The sequence below is a fragment of the Nostoc sp. S13 genome, assembly GCF_029379315.1.
Taxonomy (GTDB): Bacteria; Cyanobacteriota; Cyanobacteriia; order Cyanobacteriales; family Nostocaceae; genus Nostoc.
Genome location: NZ_JAQYWQ010000079.1, coordinates 12475 through 34267 on the forward strand (window position 1 = coordinate 12475; position 21793 = coordinate 34267).

Consider the following 21793-nt stretch of genomic DNA (forward strand, 5'->3'; position numbering starts at 1 on the left):
TTTTAGACCCTCTCTTCCCCACTCTCTAACAAATAAATCAACGCCTCCACTAAAGCCTGATTTTGTTCATTAGTACCAACAGTAATGCGTAATTTATTATTTAGTCCAGGCTGCTTGAAGTAGCGGATTAAAATTCCCCGTTCCTTGAGTTTTTGATATAAATATTCTGCGTTTACTTCTCTTGGCTGCGCCAACAAAAAGTTAGCTTGAGAATCCCAAATATGAAAACCTAATTGTTTTAACTCTGTTGCTAACTTAGTCCGTGATGCCTTAATCTTTGTTACACAAGCATTTTTATAAGCTTGATCGGTAATAGCAGCCGTGCCAACTGCACAAGCGATCGCATCAATGTTATAGCTATCTTTCACCTTAAACAATCCCTGCAACAGTTTGGGATTCGCCACCGCAAACCCCAGCCGCAATCCCGCCAATGAGTACCCTTTAGAAAGTGTGCGAATTACGATGACGTTTTCGTAATCCTTTACCAAAGCCAATGCATTCTCTTCGGTAAAATCGACATATGCTTCATCAATAACTAAAACTCCAGATAACTGGCTGGCTAATTTTCGCAGATCATTTGTTGCTACCACATGCCCCGATGGACTATTAGGCGACGCAATGAATGTGACAGAACCATCGACAGCAACCAGTTCTTCCAAAGGTAAACTGTAGTCCTCGCTGTAGGGAATCTCAATAATTTCCGCACCTTGCATTTCTGTTAATGTGCGATATAGCACGTAAGTTGGCATTGGATAAACTACCTTCTTTCCAGGTTCTACACAGGCTCGAATTACTACACTCAACAATTCGTCACTGCCATTCCCGACAATTATCCAATCCCTAGGAACTCCTAAAACTTTACTTGCGGCTTCCCGGAACTCTCCCCCGAAAGGTTCTGGATATCGCCGCAACCACTCGCCATCGATATTTTGTAGTACAGCCAGTGCCGTAGGGGAAGGAGGATAGGGGTTTTCGTTACTGTTGAGTTTAATAATCTGTGTACCGCGTTGGGGCTGCTCACCGTGAATGTAGCTAGCCATTGCATTAACATTGGAGCGAAAGTAGTTGTTCATAGGGCATGGAAAAAACAAATTTTTACAAGTCAGAAGTTAGAAGTTAGGAGTTAGGAGTTAGGAGTTAGGAGTTAGGAGTTAGGAGTTAGGAGTTAGGAGTTGACTAGGCATTCAATCTTTTTTATTTTTATATGATGCCTAAATCCTTGCATAATTTTGCCCAGCAAGCACTCGTTAGCCCCTATGGAAAGAAGCGAGAAGTAGGAGAATAACAATGCCCAATGCCCCATGCCCAATGCCCCATGCCCCATGCCAAACCATTACCGATATATTATTTTTTACAAACCCTATGGCGTTCTCAGCCAATTTACAAAAGATGCTGCCACACATAGCACCTTGAAAGATTATATTAATGTACCTGATGTGTATCCTGTGGGACGCTTAGACTGGGATAGTGAAGGGTTGCTGTTATTAACGAACGATGGGCAATTACAACATCGTCTCGCCCATCCGCGTTTTGGTCATAAACGTACTTATTGGGTACAGATAGAGCGAATTCCAGATGCAGATGCGATAAAAAGGTTGCAAACAGGGGTGGAAATTCAAGACTACCGCACTCAACCAGCAGAAGTTAGGCTATTACCAACAGAGCCACAGCTACCTGAACGCACCCCGCCGATTAGATTTCGCAAAAATGTACCGACAGCTTGGCTGGAAATGACCTTGACAGAGGGAAAAAACCGCCAAGTACGGCGGATGACTGCGGCTGTAGGGTTTCCGACTTTACGGCTGGTCAGGGTCAGCATAGCCCACCTACAATTAGATGACTTGCAATTGGGTCAATGGCGCGACCTCACCACATCTGAACTCCAATTTATGCATCATAATTTCAATAAATCGAAAAGTTTTCCTCCAAAGGGGAATGCTCTCTAACAGGAATTATTAAAGATTTACACAAAAGGAAATAATCTAGATTATGTTACTCAGTCGTAGCGACCTCGAAGCCGGAAATGAACAGACGAGACTCTTAGAGGCATCACACTCTGGAATCAAGCTAACTACCCTGAGTGAAGATGAGTTACAGCGATCGCTCGATGATACATTACAACACCAACCACCAAATTCTGATATCTGGATATTTGCCTACGGTTCCCTGATTTGGAATCCCTTAATCACATACGTCGAGCGCCGTGCTGGCATCATTTATGGTTGGCATCGGTGCTTTTGTACATGGATGATCCTTGGTCGCGGCACTCCAGAGAATCCCGGATTACTCTTAGGACTTGATCGGGGCGGTAGTTGTCGTGGGATTATTTATCGAATTGCTGCTGCTGATGTAGCATCCGAATTACTGCTGATTTGGCGACGGGAGATGGTGGCTGGTGTCTACGTTGCTCGTTGGGTAAAAGTGTTTGATGGTACGGAAGAATTCAAAGCGATCGCCTTTGTTGCCAATCGCCAACATCCCAGGTACGCTGATCAGATATCATTAACAACCACTGTTAATAGTATTGCCACCGCATCGGGAAAATTGGGTTCCTGCGCTGATTATCTGATGAAAACTGTCGATGGATTAATCGCAGAAGGCATTAAAGAGAGAAAATTGCTGTTATTACGGAAACAAGTGCTGGCAAAACAACAAGCGCTTTTAGTTAATAGCGATCGCTCTACTTTACCACCTATTTACGGGCAACAGCCATGATGTGAGCGCTCATCCCCAATATAGAAGATTCGGTTTCTAACCAACGAATCGCTTCTAAAAGGCGATCGCGGCGACCTAGCTCATTCCAGTGTTCCTGAAAGTTTTGTAGTAACCAGCCTGGCCCTTCAATCGCGAAAATCTTTTCAGAATGAAAACCCGCTTCTTTAACCTCTGCTCTGAGTTCTTCTGGATGATGAAAGAAGGTTTTTGTAAAGTAATTAGGATGGTTATTTGGGTTGCGGTGTTGACCATCAATCAGATCCTGTTTAACAATCTCTGCAAATTCTGGATCATCTAAATGTCCCCGAAATAATCCATCTAAGGTTGAAGCAAAGCGAGAAACTCCCACCGCGAAAGCAAAACCTCCAGTTTTTAAGATGCGATGAGCTTCACGCAAAGCAATAATCCGATCTGTGCGCTCAGTCAGATGATACAAAGACCCAAGTAAGAGAACAGCATCAACACTATTATCCGCCCGATTTAGTTGACGAGCATCTCCAACTGCGAAACTAGCTAAAGGATATTCTGGTTGAGCTTGAGACAAATGTCGGGCTTGCTCTATGTGCAAAGGCATCGCATCAATGAGATGGACTTCATAGCCCTGTTGAGCCAGCCAAAAAGAATAGATGCCAGCGCCACCGCCAACATCGAAAATCACTACGGGTGGAGGCGGTAGGTAGCGGCTAATAAGTTCTTGGCTTCGGGCTAATTCCAGCAAACCTGCACCTTTTGATAACCGCTCTTGCTCCCGACCACTCGCGTAATGGATTAACGCTTCATCTGCAAGCAGATTCTTTAATTCAGATAAATCTGACATCGGAAATCTCAACTTCAATCAAGTCATTATCTTTAAGATTATATAGTTCGCGAAGTTTAACATCGCAAGCTATCTCAATAATTGTTTTTGGATGATCTCCACTCTCAGTATTGTTTTTGTCTGTTCTTAAGATGAAAGCATCTCTTCCAAATATCTTACAGGGAACAATGCTAACAGAAACAGTCCCTCCATATTCTTCCTTTTCCAGACGAATTACATTTTTTGGAAGATGGTAAGGTTGATCTAGCTGAATATTTAAAGTTCCAGGGAAAAATTTCATTCCCGTTTTTCTCAAGTAATATTCATGGAGTTTCTCAATCCAGTAAGAAAAGTTTCCTAAACCACTGACAACTTTACCTTTCAAGATTTTCATATATCTTAATTATTGAACATAATTCAGGAGTCAGGAATCAGAATCCAGAATGAATTCTGTACGACTGGTGGATGAATAATTGGGTTTAAGACCCCCACAAAACAAGAAAATTTGGTGGTCAACAAGAAAGTCGCGGGTCTGAATCCCCGACTGATAGCGTCACGCAAAGCGAGTCCGCGTTCGCTTTTAGCGTCTCGTAGAGAGCGTCTTGATTCTGACGAATGTATTCTGACTTCTGAATTCTTCTTCATTGTCTAATTTTGCTTCTAGTTTAGAGGCTGTTTGAAAACTGAAAGGGGAGTCACACTGATACCGCGCACAAAAATATCTACACAGGTTTCAATATAGTCCTCACAGCTATAGTTGCCTTGATTGAATTTTGCACTGCGGCATAGCATTCCAGCTAACAGCATTCCTTTAAACATATCGACTGCTGGAAATGGATCAAGGTCTGCTCTGACGATGCCTCGTTTCTGACTAGATTGCAGGTAAGCTACCAGTTTTTCTCCTAAGAGCTTGGCAGCTTCTTGAATCACTTGTTTGGCTTCTTCTGGATGACGTTTAGCTTCTCCAATGAAAGTACGAATTAAGTCTTCCTGTGCCTCTAACATCGTATTATAAAGATGGGCATAGTGTCTTAAATCAATTTTTAGATCCTGCGTCCACGCTTCGGGGTGTGCAAGGGCTTCTGTCTGAAGTGCAAAGGCATTTTCGATTACTGCTGCCAGAAGTTGTTCTTTGCTAGCAAAGTGGCGAAATAAAGTTACCTCATTCACACCAGCAACACGAGCTATTTCACGGGTAGTTGCTCCTTGAACACCTAAGCTAGCAAATACCTGCGAGGCGGCTTCTATCAAACGTGTACGCGTGAGAATTGATGAACGGATGCTTTTATTCATTTATGCTGGCAAGTACTTACTTACATCATAGGTTATGTAGAAAAAGTGGTCGTAACTTGGGGAAAAATAATCTTGATAACAGCATTTTTAAAGTTGTTAAAAATCTTTACCCTCTGAAATTATTTCTATTTCAGTGCGGTAGCTAATGTTTTACTCATTTGAGTAACTGAGACAACTACCCCACTTCTTAAATAATGAGGCGCTCTTTGGATAGCAGTAAATCCCAGTCGTAAATAAAACCCTTCGGCATAAAGGCTAGCATTTGTAATTACCTTATCTATACCTTGCTCAGTTGCTTGATCGCAAAAATGTTGAACTAAAGTACGTCCAATCCCTTTACCTTGATATTTAGGATGGACATACAGCCCGATAAGTTCATCAACAATAAAACTAGCAAAACCTCTAACAAAATCTCCCTCGATCGCAACGCAGAAAGTTTCTAGTTTCATACTCTTCAAGATATTTGAACCATCGGCTTTGTCGCGGTAATTACGCCAAGCTAAAAGTTCTTTTTGGGTGTAGAAAGTTGTAGGCAAAGCTTTGATAGCAGCAATATGAATTGCACTCAGCGCCCAGGCATCTGTTTCCTGGGCAGGTCGAAGAAATATTTCGTTAGCGCTCATAGGTTCAGGGCTGGCATTCAGATTAAATACCTGTTAGATATCGCAACACATCAACTAGCTAAATTATCAACGACTTTACTGGTATTAGCCGCTTACAATTGAGTTACATAATATTGATGGGGTCTACATCAATGGTCAAGCTAACAGATTGGGGACAAAGCGATCGCACTTCTTCCCAATCTGGCAATTGTGGCAATGCCTCGGGGGCAAATTTAATCAATATCTGCCAGCGATAACGATTAGCTACTCGTAAAATACTGGCTGGTGCTGGCCCCAATATCTCGAATTCTTCTTCTGTACTCAAGGCTGTGGCAATAATTTGCGCCGTATTCTGCACTTGAATCGGATCGAGACTACTTAAACGTAACAAAATTAACCGCCCGTATGGAGGATAATTGAGTGCTTGGCGTTGCTCTAACTCAGCTTCAGAGAAAGACTGATAATCGTGCGATCGCACTGCTGCAATTACCTGATGCTCTGTAGTATAAGTCTGCACAATTACCCTACCTGGATCATCGCCTCTACCAGCACGTCCAGCTACTTGAGTCAAGGTTTGAAATGCCCGTTCACTGGCGCGGTAATCTGATAAATTTAACAATCCATCAGCAGCAACGACGCCCACAAGTGTCACCTGCGGTAAATCTAAACCTTTGGTGAGCATTTGCGTTCCTACTAATAAATCTGCTTCGCCGTTGGCAAATTGGGTAAGTAGGGTACGGTGTGAGCCTTTGTTACGGGTGGTATCGCTATCAAAGCGAATCAAACGCAATTCTGGGAATTGTCGCGCTAATTCCTGCGTTACTCGTTGAGTACCGCTACCGAAAAATTTCAGGTAAGGGGAACTACAATCAGGGCAGAATTTGGGATGCGATCGCGCATAGTTACAATAATGACAACGCAGTAATTCCGGCGCTTTTTCTTCGGTGTGGTGATACGCTAACGACACATCACAGTGCGGACATTCCAACACATATCCACAACTGCGGCAAGATACAAAAGTACTGTGTCCCCGGCGATGGATAAATAAAATCCCCTGTTGTTTTCTCTGTTGCAACTGTTGCAAAGCTGCTTGCAGCGATCTACTAAATATAGAACGATTTCCCTGCTGCAACTCTTGCCGCATATCGACTATTTCTACTGGCGGTAGAGGGCGGGAATTGATGCGTTCGGGGAGGGAGAGGTAAAGTGAGGAGTTAGGAGCGATGCCCTGAGCCTGCCGAAGTGTTAGGAATGAGGAGTTATAAGTTACGAATTCTTCCCCTGCTCCCCTGCTCCCCTGCTCCCCTGCTCCCTTGCTTCTCTGCCTCCTGACGCTTACCCAACTCTCCAAGGAAGGGGTAGCGGAACCCAACACCAAGGGACAATTTTCTAATTCTGCTCGCCACTGGGCGACGGTACGGGCGTGGTAGGTGGGTATGGGGGAGTCTTGTTTAAAGCTGCTGTCGTGTTCTTCATCTAAAATAATTAAACCCAATTTAGGCAAAGGAGCGAAAACGGCGCTGCGGGTACCAATGACAACTTGGGGTTCTCCTGTGAGCATTTGCCGCCAAGTGTCATAACGTTCACCATCTGAGAGGGCGCTGTGATAGACGCTGACTTTATTCCCAAAACGGGCGCGAAAACGATCAGTTAGCTGGGGTGTGAGTCCAATTTCTGGGACTAAGACAAGGGCGGATTTGCCAACTTTGAGGAGGGGTGCGATCGCTTGCAAATATACTTCGGTTTTTCCCGAACCTGTCACCCCATGCAACAAAACTTGAGCAAATCCATCTAATGTCTGGATTGTTTCTAAGGCGCTAGCTTGGGCTGCATTTAATGACTTTGGTTGATCTTGAGCTAATGCTGGCCCTTGTTCCCTTCGCAATACTTCCCGTTCTTCGATGACGATACAGCCCTTTTGTTCTAACCCTTTTAGAGTAGGGGTAGTTGTCTTACAAATTTGGAGGAACTCATTTAGCCACAACTCGCCCCCATAATCGCGTAGCACTTTTAAAATTTCCCGTTGACGCTTGTTTAAATCAATGTAAGATCCATCGGCAACTAAGGTGACTACTGGTTTTGTCTGGGGTTGAGAATATCTAAGTAATTCCACATAACTTTCTGCCCAATTGCGTTCGAGTAATTGCTTCTTTCCATAGTCAAATCCTTGAATCTGGCGCTTGAGGAATTTGAAACTGTAGTCCCCATCAACTTGAGATTGCAGAATTTTGAGAATTTGACGAGCTGCCGTTGAACCAAGGAATTCTACTGCACCATTGGGAATGTTTTCTCGCTTCAGCCGAATGCGATGCTGCGATCGCCCCAATAATCCAGGCGGCAACGCCATACGTATCACCTGAATCAATTGTGTGTAATAATACTGTGATACCCGTTCCAGCAGAGTCAGGTAACTATCTCCGATGAAATCCCTTTGAATAACATCTTCTACTTCCTTGATTTTTTCTAGTGCGAAATCTACTGGGGGTTTTGCCAGGAAACGAATAGCTACCCCTCCCACCTGTTGTAAACCAAATGGCACACTCAAAATGTCCCCTGGTTTTACTTCTAACTTGGCAGGTAATCGATACGTATACAGTTTTTCCCCTTTCTCTAATTCCGTTGAGGCTCCTGGACAGTCTACCAGTACTTCAACCCACCTATTAACAGTTGCATCCGAATGGTACGATTCACCAGCCTGGGCCACCACCAAAGGAGATAAATTTACGCCATTAATATACATAGTTGCTGACTTTATAGTTTAACATTTTACTCATATAGCTAGTCACAATTAACTTAGCTAACTAAACTCTATTTTTTTGCTTTTTTGGACTCAAATGGTATTTGACAATACTGTTATCCTTCATAATACTTGATAAGTTTCCTCTTATGTAATCTACTAGACAATTTTGCCTCTTCTATACGTGCAATAAATATTTTGTGCCTACCTTACAAATAAAAGCATCTCGGCTAAATCTACAAAAGTTACTCCAACTACTAAATAGGGAGTAGCCTTTTTCCGCCTATCGATAGATATTCAACCATTTCTGTATATGAGATTATTTTATACAAATAAGATCATTCCGAAATTAAGCTGCCATTATTGTAATTTGTATCATGTCGGTAACTTTAAATCGGGAATGCATAACCCCAGCACCAGGTTTTCGATGTATCCAGTGACTTTCAACGCCTACATTAAAATTATTTAGAAAAATATATGAAAGTTTAAGAAATTGGGATGGTTAGCTGAGATTTTTATATTTGTTAAGGTTGAGAAAGTTTGAGGAGGATTTGACATATTTGATAATTAAGAAAAAAATGAAGAATATATATGTTGGTTGTGAGCCTGAAAAGAAAGTTTTGTTAGGTCTCAAGTCCAGTTTAGTTATAGGTTGTATCTAACCGTAACCTATAGTTGGTAGGTAAATACGGATTTTTATTTCTGAAGACAAATTAGCAGAAGCTTGTATTTCGCTATCTAAACCGGTGCATTCGTCCATTAGGGAAAACTACCAAGCTTCAAACGAGTAGCTGTAACTAAATTATGTACCAAACAAAACAACAATCCCTAAAGGAAACTATGAATATTCTTGAATTGGGAAAAATGGAAATACTGGAGAACCCTGCTGATGGCGAAGAACCATCACTCGAAAGTTTAGATCCAGTAGCAGATGAAGAGTCTCCAATTGTAATAGAAAATCTGGAATCAGACGAACGCGATGGAGATGAGATGGGGGCGGCTCGTCCTTCGGGATATAATAAAACCGAACATGATGATGCTGTAGGCGCGTTTTTTAAGGAAATGGCGCGTTATCCGCTTCTAAAACCTGATGAAGAGGTAGAGTTAGCGCGGCGAGTCAGGTTTCTAGAAGAAATTAGGGAATTACAAGCTGCCTTACACTTAAAGCTGGGACAGGAACCTAGTAAGCTAGAAGTGGCTTCTGAGCTAGAAATGACCGAAAAGCAATTAGAAAGTCGCTTGTATCAAGGTAGAGTAGCGAAACGCAAAATGATTCGCTCGAACCTGAGATTGGTAGTTTCTATTGCCAAGCGATATCTGAATCGGGGAGTGCCCTTTCTGGATTTAATTCAGGAAGGAGCAATGGGTTTAAATCGTGCTACAGAAAAGTTTGATCCAGATAAAGGATATAAGTTTTCTACTTACGCCTATTGGTGGATTAGACAAGCGATCACCAGAGCTATAGCTAATGATGCGCGGACAATCCGGCTACCTATTCATATTGTTGAAAAGCTTAACAAGCTGAAAAAAGCACAACGGGAACTCAAACAAAAACTCTCTCGTAATCCCACCGAAGCTGAAATGGCAGAAGCTTTGGAAATTAGTGTGCAACAACTACGCCAGCTACAACAGCTACGGCGTCAAGCACTTTCTCTCAACCACCGCGTCGGTAAAGAAGAAGACACGGAATTGATGGATTTGCTAGAAGATGAAGATAACCTGTCTCCAGAAGCAAAAATGAACGAAAACATGATGCGTCAGGAGATTTGGGAAGTCTTGGGTGACGTGTTAACTCCACGGGAGAAAGATGTGATTTCTCTGCGTTATGGTTTGACAACCAGCGAACCCTGTACCTTAGAAGAAGTTGGCAACATGTTTAATCTTTCTCGTGAGCGAGTGCGACAAATTCAAAGCAAAGCCATGCGAAAATTACGGCGTCCTCACATTGCCAAACGCTTAAAAGGTTGGTTGATTTAATGAAGATAGAGATACAATACCTGATCTAATTAGCTTCATTAACGAACATAGATCGAATAAAGTGCAAAACTTTAAATTTAGTCGGGTGGCCAGTGCGTTGTATTATCGCGTAGCCAAGGGCGGACAAGATGTCCACCCCACAAGATTGGATAATTTATTTGTTGGAAGTCCCTAACGTAAGTTCGATGAACCTCTCCCGGACAGCCTCCCTCTCCGAAACGGAAAGGGAGGAGCAACGAAAAATTCAGCTTTTTGCTCCCCTCTCCGCGTCGGAGAGGGACTGCTCTTGAGAGGTCAAATAAAACTTGTCGAACTCACGTTTAGTTATTACTCAAAAAAAATTGCACAGTTGCCTATAGACTATGGACTATGAACTATCGACTATAGAATAATGACTTCGCGTGGCAATTTGATTGTGCGTTTTGCTGAACCAGCTGATTACAGCGTACTGTTTAAATTAATTCAGGGACTTGCAGAGTATGAAAAATTATCTCACGCTATTACTGGCAATGCTCTAGCACTTAAGGAGCATTTATTTGGTTCACGTAGGTATGTAGAGGCAATCTTAGCAGAATCTGCGGGTCAAGCTGTTGGTTTTGCCTTATTTTTTCATAATTATTCAACATTTTTGACTAAGCCAGGAATTTATCTGGAAGATTTATTTGTTTTACCAGAATATCGCAGGCAAGGTATTGGTAAAGCTCTCCTTACTAAAGTAGCCCAAATAGCTGTAGAACGTGATTGTGGGCGGTTAGAGTGGAGTGTGTTGGATTGGAACGAATCAGCCCAAGCGTTCTACCGTAGTATGGGAGCATCTATATTAGATGATTGGCGAATTTGTCGTGTTACAGAAGATGTGCTTATTCAGTTAGGGGCTGTCAACTAAAGAACAAAGGATGAAACGAGACAATTTTTATCTTGAATATTTCATCCTTAAATTTTTATGAATTATTGGTTGTAAAGGATTTATACTTATATAGCAATTCTGAATCTATTCGTAACAAATAAGATCCCCGACTTCTTTAAGCAGTCGGGGAGCTGCGGCTTGCAATTTTCACAAATCAAATAGGATTGCTATATACATAAATTTGTATTTTAATCATCAGTGTAGTTACGCGTAACGTTTCGTAGAAAAGTATCTTGTCGTCAAACATCGCTCTGTACTAACAACCCTAAATCTAAAATCCCGAATATTCAAAATTAAAAAAATTTTCGGGCGAAGTTTGACAGATTGTCATTTGACTATGGCAACTCCTCAACTGACAATTATAGAAGATATTGCACCGAATAAGCCGTTATTGCAGAGGGAACACAAAATGAAAAAAATTATTACAGTGATGTTGTTAGGCATAGCAATCTTCACCTTTGCCTTCAGTAGTCCAGCTTTCGCAGGAGATGTTGTTAGTGGAGCTAAAATATTTAGTGCCAATTGTGCCTCTTGTCATGCGGGAGGGAAAAATCTGGTTAATGCTGCCAAAAGCCTGAAGAAGGCGGATTTGGAAAAGTATGGTTTGTACTCAGCAGACAAGATTATTGCCCAGGTTACAAAAGGTAAAGGTGCTATGCCCGCCTTTGGCAGCCGTTTGAAGTCTGACCAAATTGAAAATGTAGCTGCCTATGTGCTTTCACAAGCAGATAAGAACTGGAAGAACTAGACTAAAATCTAACTTCAAAAATTAAAAATTAGCGGGGCTTTATGTCCCGCCAATTTTGTTACTGCTGAAATTATCAAATAGGGTGCTTATAACAATTTTGGATTAAGAGTCTTTACAAAAAGACTGTTCTAAACGTCTGAAACAATACTACTTATCCTAATTTGGTATTATGAGTGATTTGTGGCGATTATTTCTTAGTGTAATTATTGCTTTTTCTCTCACTTTTTTGATTTTGCCTGCATATTCTTCACCCATTTTAATCACCCAAATTACAGCAGGTGATTTCTTTGAATTAGGTGTAGATAAGATGCGGCGCGGTGATTACCAGGAAGCAATAGAGAATTTTAACCAGGCGATTGAACTTGAGAAAAATTATGCTGTAGCTTATAGCGATCGCTGTCTTGCTTATCTCCAATTACAAGATTACCATCAAGCTGTTACAGATTGTACTCAAGCAATAAATTTTGCACCTGATAACTTTGAGGCTTATCTGAATCGAGGACTGGCACACTATAGACAAGGGGATTATCCAGCTGCCATTGTCGATCATAATCGAGCGCTCGCACTTAAACCCTACGATTTCCGAGCTTACTATAACCGAGGGCTAGCCAGGGCTGGGGAAGGGAAAGACTTTGAGGCAATTCTCGACTTTAATTTAGCCTTAACTCAAATTAAGAGAATCAGTAGCTTACTGCTTGCAGATATCTACAATGACCGAGGTTTGGCGCATTTGGTCTTGCAAAATACCCAAGCAGCTATGCTCGACTTTAATCTCGCAATTCGTCTCAATGCTAATGATTATAGAGCGTATTTTAACCGGGGTTGTGCTTGCGGACGAAATAAAGATGACTTTGGTGCAGTGCGTGATTTTTCCCAAGTCATTAGGCTTAATCCAAGTAACGCCCAGGCTTACCTTAATCGGGGAGTAGCTCGTTATCGCTTAGGATATCATCAAGGAGCGATGTCTGATTTACAAAAAGCATCTGAATACTTTGAAAACCAAGGCAAGAGAGTTGCCTACGCAAAAACTCTAGATTTACTGAAGAGTTTGCGACAAGAAATTTCGTTTGCAACTGAAATTGCTCTTTTCTAATACCGTAAGCTCGACTTTATCCAAAATTAAGACTTGCATCTCTTTATAGAGCAAAAACCCTAGCTTTTTGGCAAAAACTTTTTCCATGTAACTGATTCACGATTAAATCCAAAAAGTAAAGCTACTGTCCCACAAAGGTTTCAGCGTCAGCTTGAGCGTTGCCAAAAAATGGATAAAGTCGAGGTAAGAGGATGTTTTAAAACTATTAGGCGAATATAATTCGCTACTACACAAACGTACTTCTTTGGAGAACCCGTACCACTTCCCTACGGGACAAGCTACGCCTAGCGTCTCTGTCAGGAGAGGGTTCAATACAGTTCGGATAAGGTTTTTTGATGACACACCCTAGATTGCAAAGACGCGATAAATCGCCGTCTTTACAATAATCAGTCCTTTGTAGAGACGGCGATTTATCGCGTCTCTTGCCTTAACCGAACCGTATTGGGAGAGGGTTAGTCTGCCTACGCGGATTAAGTTAAAATTAAGCTTTTGCCTCGTCTAGACGCGGTTTCTAACCGCCCTTTTAACCTTAAGTTGACACCAATGAACAATGTTCCATACCAACATATTTGGATCATTCTGTGAAAAATTTTGATTACAATGCAGATGTCCACTAGGCGGCGTGCTGTCTATCCACATAAATCCAGAAGATACTTAATGAGTAATCAATTAAAAGATTATAATCCTAGCGGCGTAGGTGAAGTAAATGGCAACCTCTTAGGTTTGCCCTGCGATTACGAGTCTGCAAACTTGATTGTCTTTGGTGTGCCGTGGGAAGTCACTGTTTCCTATGGCGCAGGCACTGCTAATGGCCCACAGCGAATTCTCGATGCATCAACTCAACTGGATTTGTTCGATTTTGATCACCCTGATGGTTGGAAACAGGGAATTTTTATGGTGGAAATTCCCCAGGATATTGTAGAGAATAACACATACTATCGCACCTTGGCAGCAAAAATTATTCAGCGATTAGCCCAAGGTAAACAACTCTCAGATACACCAGATTTAACACCTGTGCTGACAGAAATTAATCAGGCTTGTCAACAGGTGAATCAATGGCTGTTTAAAAATTGTCAAGAAGCAATTAATAATGGTAAGCGAGTTGCAGTCATTGGTGGGGATCACAGTTCGCCTTTAGGTTATTTCCAAGCATTAGCGGCTAACTACGCAAACTATGGTATTTTGCACATTGATGCTCACGCAGATTTACGCGATGCCTATGAGGGATTTGAGTTTTCCCATGCGTCTATTATGTTTAATGCGATGAAAATACCGCAAATTTCTAAGTTAGTGCAAGTAGCTTTGCGTGATATTAGTCATGATGAAGTGCAAATGATTGACCAATCTAGCGATCGCATTATTGCTTATTACGACCCAGCTATTAAGCAAAAGCTTTACTCTGGAACAACTTGGATTGATTTATGCCGAGAAATTATCAGTCATTTACCTGAGTATGTTTACATTAGCTTTGATGCAGATGGTCTAGATCCAAAACTCTGTCCGAGTACAGGTACTCCTGTTCCAGGTGGGTTGGAATTAGAGCAAACATTTTGTCTGTTCCGGGAATTGGTGAATAGTGGGAAAAAAATTATTGGCTTTGATATCTGCGAAGTCGGTGATGGGGAATGGGATGGTAATGTTGGGGCGCGGGTAGTTTACAAGCTGGCAAACTTGATGGATTTATCTCAGCAGAAAACATAAAGGATAAAATTTTGGCAGAGTGGCAATATAATACTGAACTCAAGGCGATGACAACAGCAATTCCTCCGTCTCTCACCCTCGAAAAATTCCTCAAACTGCCAGAAACTAAGCCTGCTAGTGAGTTTATTGACGGTCGAATTTACCAAAAACCTATGCTTACTGGCAAACACTCTCGTCTGTAACTCAAGTTTTGTGATGCTGTAAATCAAGTTGCCCAAACGTCACAAATTGCTCTCGCCTTTCCAGAATTGCGCTGTACATTTGGTGGACGTTCTATTGTTCCCGATGCTGCCGTCTTCATTTGGGAACGAATTCCTTTTGAAGCTGATGGCGAAGTACCCAATACTTTTGAAATTTATCCCGACTGGACTGTAGAAATTCTCTTACCTGAGCAGAGAGCTACTAAAGTTATTAGTAATATTTTGCACTGCCTTAAACATGGTACTCAGCTAGGATGGTTAATCGATCCAGAGGAACGACTGATTTTAGCATTTTTACCAGGACAGGAACCTATTGAGTTGACAAGTAGCGATTGTCTTCCCACACCAAAGTTTTTAACACTGGATTTGACAGTTGAGCAGGTTTTTAGGTGGCTAACACCAACTCGTAATTAGTAGTTGAAACACGAATTGTCGAGTTAAAAGCCTCATCATTGGAGTTCAGAACTCGGAAGTTGCACCTTTTTGCTCGAACTGTCAAGTTCAGAACTCGGAAGTTGTATCTTTTTGCTCGAACTATCGAGTTCAGAACCTGGAAGTTGTATCTTTTTGCTCGAACTGTCGAGTTCAGAACCTGGAAGTTGCACTTTGGAACATAAATTGTTGGGTAAAAAGGGCGATCGCTTTGTTTGCTTTGAGAATTTGCCAATAGCGATGTCTACGACGGGCTACGCCTACGCAAAATTATTAGCTTTGATATCTATAAAGTTGGTGATACTGAATGAGATAGCAATCTGGATGCGCGGCTTATTTGCAAGCTGGTGAATCTGATGGATTTATCTCAGCAACAAACCGCAGTGCGATCGCAGAGAATAAATAAATATTCTTCGTTTGGGCTTTTATTTTGGCAAAATTAACTTATAAACTCCTGTACAGCTATTTAATGAAGTAAATTCAAGAATATGTCTAATAGACTTATCCGGAAATGAGAACTTTATTTGGCTGAAACCTAGCTCTGGAGAGGGTTTTAGAGGTTCCTGTTTTATATAAGCTAAAAAGCCAGCTATGTAAGGGTTTCAGCTATTTTGAGGTTTATTTGTGGATAAGTCTAATGCAGTTAAAGTATTTTTTTCCTACTCCCACAAAGACGAAGCGTTGCGTGACGAGTTGGCAACTCATCTGAGCATGATGAAACGTCAAGGAGTTATTGAGGCTTGGCACGATCGCGAAATCAGTGCTGGGAGTGAATGGGCAAATGCCATTGATGACAATCTTGAAGTTGCAGATATCATTCTGCTGTTAGTGAGTGCTAACTTTCTGGCTTCAGATTACTGCTATGACAAAGAAATGACACGGGCAATGGAGCGACATCAAACAAGGGAAGCTCGTGTAATTCCGATTATTCTCAAGCCGTCAGACTGGAATGGTGCGCCTTTTGGTAAACTGCAAGCACTCCCCAAAAATGCTAAACCTGTCACCACCTGGCAAGACCAAGATGAGGCTTTTTTAAATGTCGCTCAAGGGATTCGCAGAGTAGTTGAAGATATTGCTAAATTAAAAACCTCTTCCTCAACTGCTTCTGAAACTACTACACCAGCGACTTCCAGCCTTCCTGCAACGAGTGGGGGTTTAACTGAGCGCCAGCGTCGCCGATTAGAGCAAGAACGGGATTCAGTGCAACAACAGTATGACCTGGCTAGCACAAAATTAGGTCGGCTGCGCCAAGCATACGGCATTGAAACCGATGTATCTACAAAGCTGAAGCTAGAAGCGCAAATTCAGGAAAGCCAAACAGAACATAGTAGATTAGATGGGCAGCTTGAGGAAATCGAGCAAAAGCTTTTGTAGTTTTCTTTTAAACCAGCCAACATCTTGCTATATTCCCTATGAAGTCTATTGAAGTTTTTATTTCTTATCACCAAAAAGATGAAGAACTGCGCGAAGAGTTAAAGATGCATCTAGCGACTTTGCTGCGGGAACAAACTATTACCAGTTGGCACAAGCGCGAAATTATCGCTGGGCAAGAGTTTGAAGATGAAATTAATAAGCACCTCAAACAGGCTGGACTAATTCTACTGTTGGTGAGTCCAGATTTTATTGCTTCAGACTATCACTGGACAGTTGAAGTTACACGAGCCTTAGAACAAAATGCAGCAGGTAAGGCTCGTGTGATCCCGGTATTGCTACGCCCTGTAGATTGGGACAATCCTCCTATTGATAAATTGTCACCCCTGCCTAGTAATCGCAAACCGATAAAAAGCTGGACTGATCGAGATGAAGCATTCTTAGAAGTTGTCAAGGGAATTCGGCAAGAGGTGGCGCGATTAGTTGCTAGCTCCAATTACTCACCTCCCAAAGACAGTTCAGCAAACCAAGAGCCAATTGCTCTAGAATCCTCAGTAGATAATGCTCCATCTCAACCTGGCAATCAAGTTGAAACTGACCTAACGCTAGAACTCCCTCTTAGCATCGCTGAATTGACCTACGGTACAGAAAAGAAGATTGCGCTGGAGGATGGCTCAATTACTGTGACTGTTCCATCTGGTTTTAGTCCTGGTAAGAAGTTGCGGATTCGAGGTAAAGGTAAACTTAACTCGATAACCAATCAACGGGGAGATTTGTATCTAAAGGTTGTCAGTGTTCAAAAGGTAGAGGTATCACTGGAGGACTATCAGCAAAAGTTGCAACGATACGAGCAAAAATTAATCGAAGTGCTGCAATTGGAATATCCACTCAGTGACTACAGCCGTGAAGGACTAAAGAATTATCAGCAGATGCTAAAACTCAGAAATGAGGATGTAACTCACCTTGAAGAGCAAGTCACTGCACAAGAGCAAGAAAAGCGCCAAGATAAAGTCACAAGCCTGATAAATGAAGCAGATCGTTTGCGCGAAGCTAAAAAGTTCGAGGAAGCAGCCGTCAAGTACAAAGCAGCCCTCCGTCTTGACCCGAACTCTATAATCGCTCACAATAACCTGGGTTTAGCACTGTACACTCAAGGAAAGTTGGAAGAAGCGATCACCGCCTACCAAAAAGCTCTGGAAATCGACCCAAACTATGCACTCGCTCACAGTAACCTGGGGGCTGCGCTGAAAAATCAAGGGAAGTTGTCAGAAGCGATCGCCGCCTACCAAAGAGCTTTGCAAATCGACCCAAACTTTGCATTCGCTCACTATAACCTGGGTTTAGCACTGTACGGTCAAGGGAAGTTGTCAGAAGCGATCGCCGCCTACCAAAGAGCTTTGCAAATCGACCCAAACTTTGCATTCGCTCACTATAACCTGGGTTTAGCACTGTACGGTCAAGGGAAGTTGTCAGAAGCGATCGCCGCCTACCAAAGAGCTTTGCAAATCGACCCAAACTTTGCATTCGCTCACAGGAACCTGGGTTTAGCACTGTACGGTCAAGGGAAGTTGGAACAAGCGATCGCCGCCTACCAAAGAGCTTTACAAATCGACCCAAACTATGCAAACGCTCACAATAACCTGGGTTTAGCACTGTACGATCAAGGAAAGTTAGAACAAGCGATCGCCGCCTACCAAAGAGCTTTGCAAATCGACCCAAACTTAGCAAGCGCTCACACTAACCTGGGTTTAGCACTGTCCAAACAAGGAAAGTTAGAACAAGCGATCGCCGCCTACCAAAGAGCTTTGCAAATCGACCCAAACTTAGCAAGCGCTCACACTAACCTGGGTTTAGCACTGTCCAAACAAGGAAAGTTAGAACAAGCGATCGCCGCCTACCAAAGAGCTTTGCAAATCGACCCAAACTTAGCAATGGCTCACAATAACCTGGGGATTGCGCTAAAAGGTCAAGGGAAGTTGGAAGAAGCGATCACCGAACTGGAAATAGCTGTTCGCCTTAACCCTACTAGCACTCTTTTTCGTAAAAACTTAGAGATTTATAGAAATGAGAAGAAGGGTTTTTGGGGGCGTTTATTTGGTGGGTAGAATATTATCAGTTTTATTTATCTCACAAATGTGCGAATGCCTCTTGTTTACAATGCGTTCATGAAGTGTGCCGAAGGTATCGCTCAACCTCAAAGCTTCATTTTTCCAGTCTGGAACACCAATTGTCGAGCAAAAAGGGCGTTGGCGCAGCCCGCCGCAGGCATCGCTCCATCTCAAAACCTCACCATTCCACCTTTGAACACGAAGCTTCCACTTTGGAACAAGAATTGTCGAGCAAAAAGGGCGATCATTTTACCTGTGAACATGAATTGTCGAGTAAAAAGGGCGATCGTTTCACCTGTGAACATAAATTGTCGAGTAAAAAGGGCGATCGCTTGACCTTTTATCCTCGAAGTTGCACCTTTTATCCTCGAAGTTGCACCTTTTATCCTCGAAGTTGCGGCTTTAATCCTCACGATTCCCTGCTTAATTCACAAACATTTTTCTTCGTTAAAAGTCGTGTGATTTATCTTAAGCAGCAAAGTCATACACTGGCGTTTCAAGAATACGAATAGGCTGCTGTTGGTTGTAAATAATCTGCTGTAACCGTTCTCCCGTAGACGGAGAGAAAAATTGTTCTCCTGTCTGTGGATTCAACCCGTGCAGGTAGATTTTCAATTAAGTAAAATTTGCCATTCATCTCTAGCGTGTAAGTTAGTGTTTGTTCTACTAGTGTTTCATTCGAGTTACTGCTCATCGTTGCTTCTCCTTCTGTCGAGTTAAAAGGGCGATATTTCTACCTGTTAACCTCACTAATAGTCTAGTTTTACTCATCTAAACGCTGTGCGATCGCATTCAGCAATTCCTCAAAGTCTGATTGGCTGTGAATATCAGGAGTCAGCGTGTTCATGTCTTTTAGCAGGTTGGTGAGTTCGGCGATGGTGTTGCGAATCTCAGTGTACTGGTCAATTTCTTCACGAAATCCCTGTAAATTAGCTGCACCAACTTCTCTGATACCTTTGTCTAATTCTTTAATTTGTTCTTCCCAATGCTTAATATATTTAAGTCTTGTAACAGGCTGATAAATTTGGGCATCTGCTAACACAATGGGGAAAATACGATTATGAAATTCCCCGTTTTTAGCAATTTGCACTAGCTCAAACATACAATTGTCAGACTTTAAATACTTGTCACTAATAATTGCGATCGCACATTTCCCGCGTCCAATCCGTTCCATGAAGGCTTTAATCAGTCCTTTGTAGCCCAAATCGCGTTTGTCTCGGATGATTTTAATTCCTTTTGCCTGCAAACTCTGATCTAGTTGGTTGACAAATTGCTCACTCTCTCCACGCCAAGCATAGGAGATGAAAATTTCCTTCTCGAACTCGATTACAGATTGACTATTCATTTTGCTATCTCGTAACCGATGTGTGAATGATTCATCTCGCTTTTGCTCCAGTTCGCTTTGCAACTGTGCAACTTGGGGGTTGATTTCCCTATCTTCTTTAGCGGGTTGGAACATGACATCATCGATTAATCTGCGGATATCTACCATTTCATAGCTTTTGTCGCACTCAATCTGGTAGCGGCTAGCATCCAAGCGTTTTTTGAGTGAGTCCAGAGAATAGGAATGAGGTGTCAGCAGGTTTTTGCAAGTCTCACAGTTACAGGGAACTAGGGTTTGATATTGCAAACGTTCGTAAGAATTGTGGATTTTTTCCAGTTCATGGGTGACAACAGCCATTAGTTCTTTTTTGCGGTTTCCGGCTACACGGATTTTAATTTCGCTTTGATTGTAGTTTTCAATGACTTCTGCACGAGTTTGGTCTTTGTTGAGAACAACACCTGTTTTCCAAACAAGTTTTTGCTGTTCAATCCAAGGGTGCGTCTCGACAATAAAACGGGTGAGGATGCCTTTAGGCATAAAGTCATAGATGTAGCGCAGGATGAGATTGTTGCGATCGCCCCAGGTATAATCAGCTTTTTCAATGGAGAGTAATTGAGGCGCAATATAAGTAGCAGGACGACCGGGAATTTCGTAGCAAAGCTTGAACTGCATCATTAATTGCAGGAGTTCATCTCGCATATGTGCATATTCGTCGTCTTGCCAAATATCTTTGAGGGCGTTTTTGGTAAAACAACCCAACTTTTTCTTAACATTGTCATTGTCCAAAACTTTGTAGACGGCACTAGTTCCCCATTCGGGTTTGAGGATGACACAGTGTTTAAGTGTAGAATCGTCTTGAAAATGCAGGCAAACGCCGAGGTCATGAAGATAGTTGCTCAAACGCAGCATATCTTTACGGTCTGTTAATTTATTAAGTCGGCAAATGGTAGAGTATTCTTCAAAGCTAATGTAATTTCGGAAATCGTTCTCTAATGCTGCTTTAACTCTTACCCAGAGTTTTGGTAGAGGTGTACGAACGTGGTCAAGTCTGCTGATGTAAAGCTGAATCGCGTCCTTAATCTCTGTTAAACCGCGATTAGTTTCTAAATTGGTTGCCAGTGTTTCCTTCAGGTTGCTAAATTCTCCTCGTAACTGGCGCTCATTAACTGGGCAATCACGGTCTTGTTTTTCGTTTTTGATGATGATAACTGGACTCTTGTCGCTTAAGAGTTCGACAACCTTAAGCCACCAGTAAAAGTCGGTGTTTTCTTTGCGAGTGTCGGCAACTAAAGCATAGAGCGATCGCTTGCTGAGGAAAAACTGATGTGTTTCGTGGTAGATTTCTTGACCGCCAAAATCCCAGATGTTGACGCGAAAATTTTTACCATTGGGCTGTGTAAAGTGCCACTGGATCACTTCAATGCCTTCGGTTGATTCTTCATCTGGCTGGAGTTGGTAGGTTTCATCTGCAATTTTCTTGGCTAAAGAGGTTTTACCGGCTCCTCCTTCGCCTATAATTAAGAATTTTGCTTCGTAGAAAGGTTCTGTTTCGGCTGGATTTTGCACCCGAAAATAGAAATCGAGAATTTCATTCACATCACCCGGATCTTTGGATAAATCCTTCGACCCCAAAATCTCTGGTGGAATCGGAACTGGATTTCTACGAAGATCCAGCTTTTTCAGATTTTGCAGTTGGCCAAATTCCGGTGGCAGACTGCTGAGTTGATTACTGTAGAGGTGGAGGGATTGCAGGTTGGTGAGTTGGCCAAATTCCGGTGGCAGACTGCTG

At 42.2% G+C, this 21793-nt stretch carries 19 protein-coding genes and 1 pseudogene; 12 read left to right on the forward strand and 8 right to left on the reverse strand.

Annotation, left to right across the window (positions count from 1 at the left end; all coding sequences use genetic code 11):
• Nucleotides 1-2 precede the first annotated feature (2 nt).
• Nucleotides 3-1073, reverse strand: coding sequence for a histidinol-phosphate transaminase (gene hisC / locus PUQ00_RS21860; protein WP_300420687.1), 1071 nt, complete (start codon nt 1071-1073; stop codon nt 3-5).
• Nucleotides 1074-1322: 249 nt separating this feature from the next.
• Between hisC and PUQ00_RS21865 the strand changes: the two genes are divergently transcribed.
• On the forward strand, nt 1323-1946 hold the full coding sequence (locus PUQ00_RS21865) for an rRNA large subunit pseudouridine synthase E (RefSeq protein WP_300420733.1): 624 nt from the start codon (nt 1323-1325) through the stop codon (nt 1944-1946).
• A 43-nt stretch (nt 1947-1989) separates the two neighbouring features.
• Nucleotides 1990-2715 (forward strand): gamma-glutamylcyclotransferase, encoded by a 726-nt coding sequence (locus tag PUQ00_RS21870; protein ID WP_300420690.1) that lies wholly within the window; start codon nt 1990-1992, stop codon nt 2713-2715.
• Here the strand turns inward: PUQ00_RS21870 and PUQ00_RS21875 are convergent.
• From PUQ00_RS21875 to priA, 5 genes are all read right to left on the reverse strand, one after another.
• Nucleotides 2693-3532 (reverse strand): class I SAM-dependent methyltransferase, encoded by an 840-nt coding sequence (locus tag PUQ00_RS21875; RefSeq protein ID WP_300420692.1) that lies wholly within the window; start codon nt 3530-3532, stop codon nt 2693-2695. The two genes, PUQ00_RS21870 and PUQ00_RS21875, sit on opposite strands and share 23 nt — an antisense overlap.
• Nucleotides 3516-3905, reverse strand: a complete 390-nt coding sequence (locus PUQ00_RS21880; protein ID WP_300420695.1) for a DUF120 domain-containing protein — start codon at nt 3903-3905, stop codon at nt 3516-3518. The genes PUQ00_RS21875 and PUQ00_RS21880 overlap by 17 nt, the downstream gene beginning before the upstream one ends.
• Before the next feature lie 266 nt (nt 3906-4171).
• Entirely contained in the window at nt 4172-4804 is a 633-nt protein-coding gene (locus PUQ00_RS21885) for a TetR/AcrR family transcriptional regulator (protein ID WP_300420698.1), read from the reverse strand.
• A gap of 125 nt (nt 4805-4929) precedes the next feature.
• Nucleotides 4930-5427 carry a GNAT family N-acetyltransferase gene (locus PUQ00_RS21890; protein WP_300420701.1) on the reverse strand — a complete coding sequence of 166 codons (498 nt, stop codon included), beginning with the start codon at nt 5425-5427 and terminating at the stop codon, nt 4930-4932.
• A 103-nt stretch (nt 5428-5530) separates the two neighbouring features.
• Nucleotides 5531-8146 (reverse strand): primosomal protein N', encoded by a 2616-nt coding sequence (priA, locus tag PUQ00_RS21895; protein ID WP_300420703.1) that lies wholly within the window; start codon nt 8144-8146, stop codon nt 5531-5533.
• Nucleotides 8147-8947: 801 nt separating this feature from the next.
• Here priA and PUQ00_RS21900 point away from each other — a divergent pair.
• The 10 genes and pseudogenes from PUQ00_RS21900 (at nt 8948) to PUQ00_RS21945 (ending at nt 19192) form a co-directional block, all read left to right on the forward strand.
• Nucleotides 8948-10120 (forward strand): RpoD/SigA family RNA polymerase sigma factor, encoded by a 1173-nt coding sequence (locus tag PUQ00_RS21900; protein WP_300420706.1) that lies wholly within the window; start codon nt 8948-8950, stop codon nt 10118-10120.
• A gap of 391 nt (nt 10121-10511) precedes the next feature.
• Nucleotides 10512-11006: a GNAT family N-acetyltransferase gene (locus PUQ00_RS21905; protein WP_300420709.1), complete on the forward strand. Its 495-nt coding sequence runs from the start codon at nt 10512-10514 to the stop codon at nt 11004-11006.
• A 430-nt stretch (nt 11007-11436) separates the two neighbouring features.
• The gene (gene petJ, locus PUQ00_RS21910; RefSeq protein WP_300420736.1) at nt 11437-11775 is read left to right on the forward strand and encodes a cytochrome c6 PetJ; all 339 of its coding nucleotides are present in this window, start codon (nt 11437-11439) and stop codon (nt 11773-11775) included.
• A 169-nt stretch (nt 11776-11944) separates the two neighbouring features.
• The gene (locus PUQ00_RS21915) at nt 11945-12868 is read left to right on the forward strand and encodes a tetratricopeptide repeat protein (RefSeq protein WP_300420711.1); all 924 of its coding nucleotides are present in this window, start codon (nt 11945-11947) and stop codon (nt 12866-12868) included.
• A 657-nt stretch (nt 12869-13525) separates the two neighbouring features.
• Entirely contained in the window at nt 13526-14569 is a 1044-nt protein-coding gene (speB, locus tag PUQ00_RS21920) for an agmatinase SpeB (protein WP_300420713.1), read from the forward strand.
• A 47-nt stretch (nt 14570-14616) separates the two neighbouring features.
• A pseudogene (locus PUQ00_RS21925) lies at nt 14617-15183 on the forward strand (Uma2 family endonuclease).
• Nucleotides 15184-15252: 69 nt separating this feature from the next.
• Nucleotides 15253-15552 (forward strand): hypothetical protein, encoded by a 300-nt coding sequence (locus tag PUQ00_RS21930; protein WP_300420715.1) that lies wholly within the window; start codon nt 15253-15255, stop codon nt 15550-15552.
• A 273-nt stretch (nt 15553-15825) separates the two neighbouring features.
• Nucleotides 15826-16575 (forward strand): toll/interleukin-1 receptor domain-containing protein, encoded by a 750-nt coding sequence (locus PUQ00_RS21935; protein ID WP_300420718.1) that lies wholly within the window; start codon nt 15826-15828, stop codon nt 16573-16575.
• 38 nt (nt 16576-16613) lie between these two features.
• On the forward strand, nt 16614-18677 hold the full coding sequence (locus PUQ00_RS21940; protein WP_300420720.1) for a tetratricopeptide repeat protein: 2064 nt from the start codon (nt 16614-16616) through the stop codon (nt 18675-18677).
• 122 nt (nt 18678-18799) lie between these two features.
• Entirely contained in the window at nt 18800-19192 is a 393-nt protein-coding gene (locus PUQ00_RS21945) for a hypothetical protein (protein WP_300420723.1), read from the forward strand.
• Here the strand turns inward: PUQ00_RS21945 and PUQ00_RS21950 are convergent.
• Together PUQ00_RS21950 and PUQ00_RS21955 are read right to left on the reverse strand one after the other, a co-directional pair.
• Nucleotides 19177-19374, reverse strand: coding sequence for a hypothetical protein (locus tag PUQ00_RS21950; protein ID WP_300420726.1), 198 nt, complete (start codon nt 19372-19374; stop codon nt 19177-19179). The two genes, PUQ00_RS21945 and PUQ00_RS21950, sit on opposite strands and share 16 nt — an antisense overlap.
• 69 nt (nt 19375-19443) lie before the next feature.
• On the reverse strand, nt 19444-21793 hold a 2350-nt coding region (locus PUQ00_RS21955; protein ID WP_300420728.1), incomplete at its 5' end, for a COR domain-containing protein.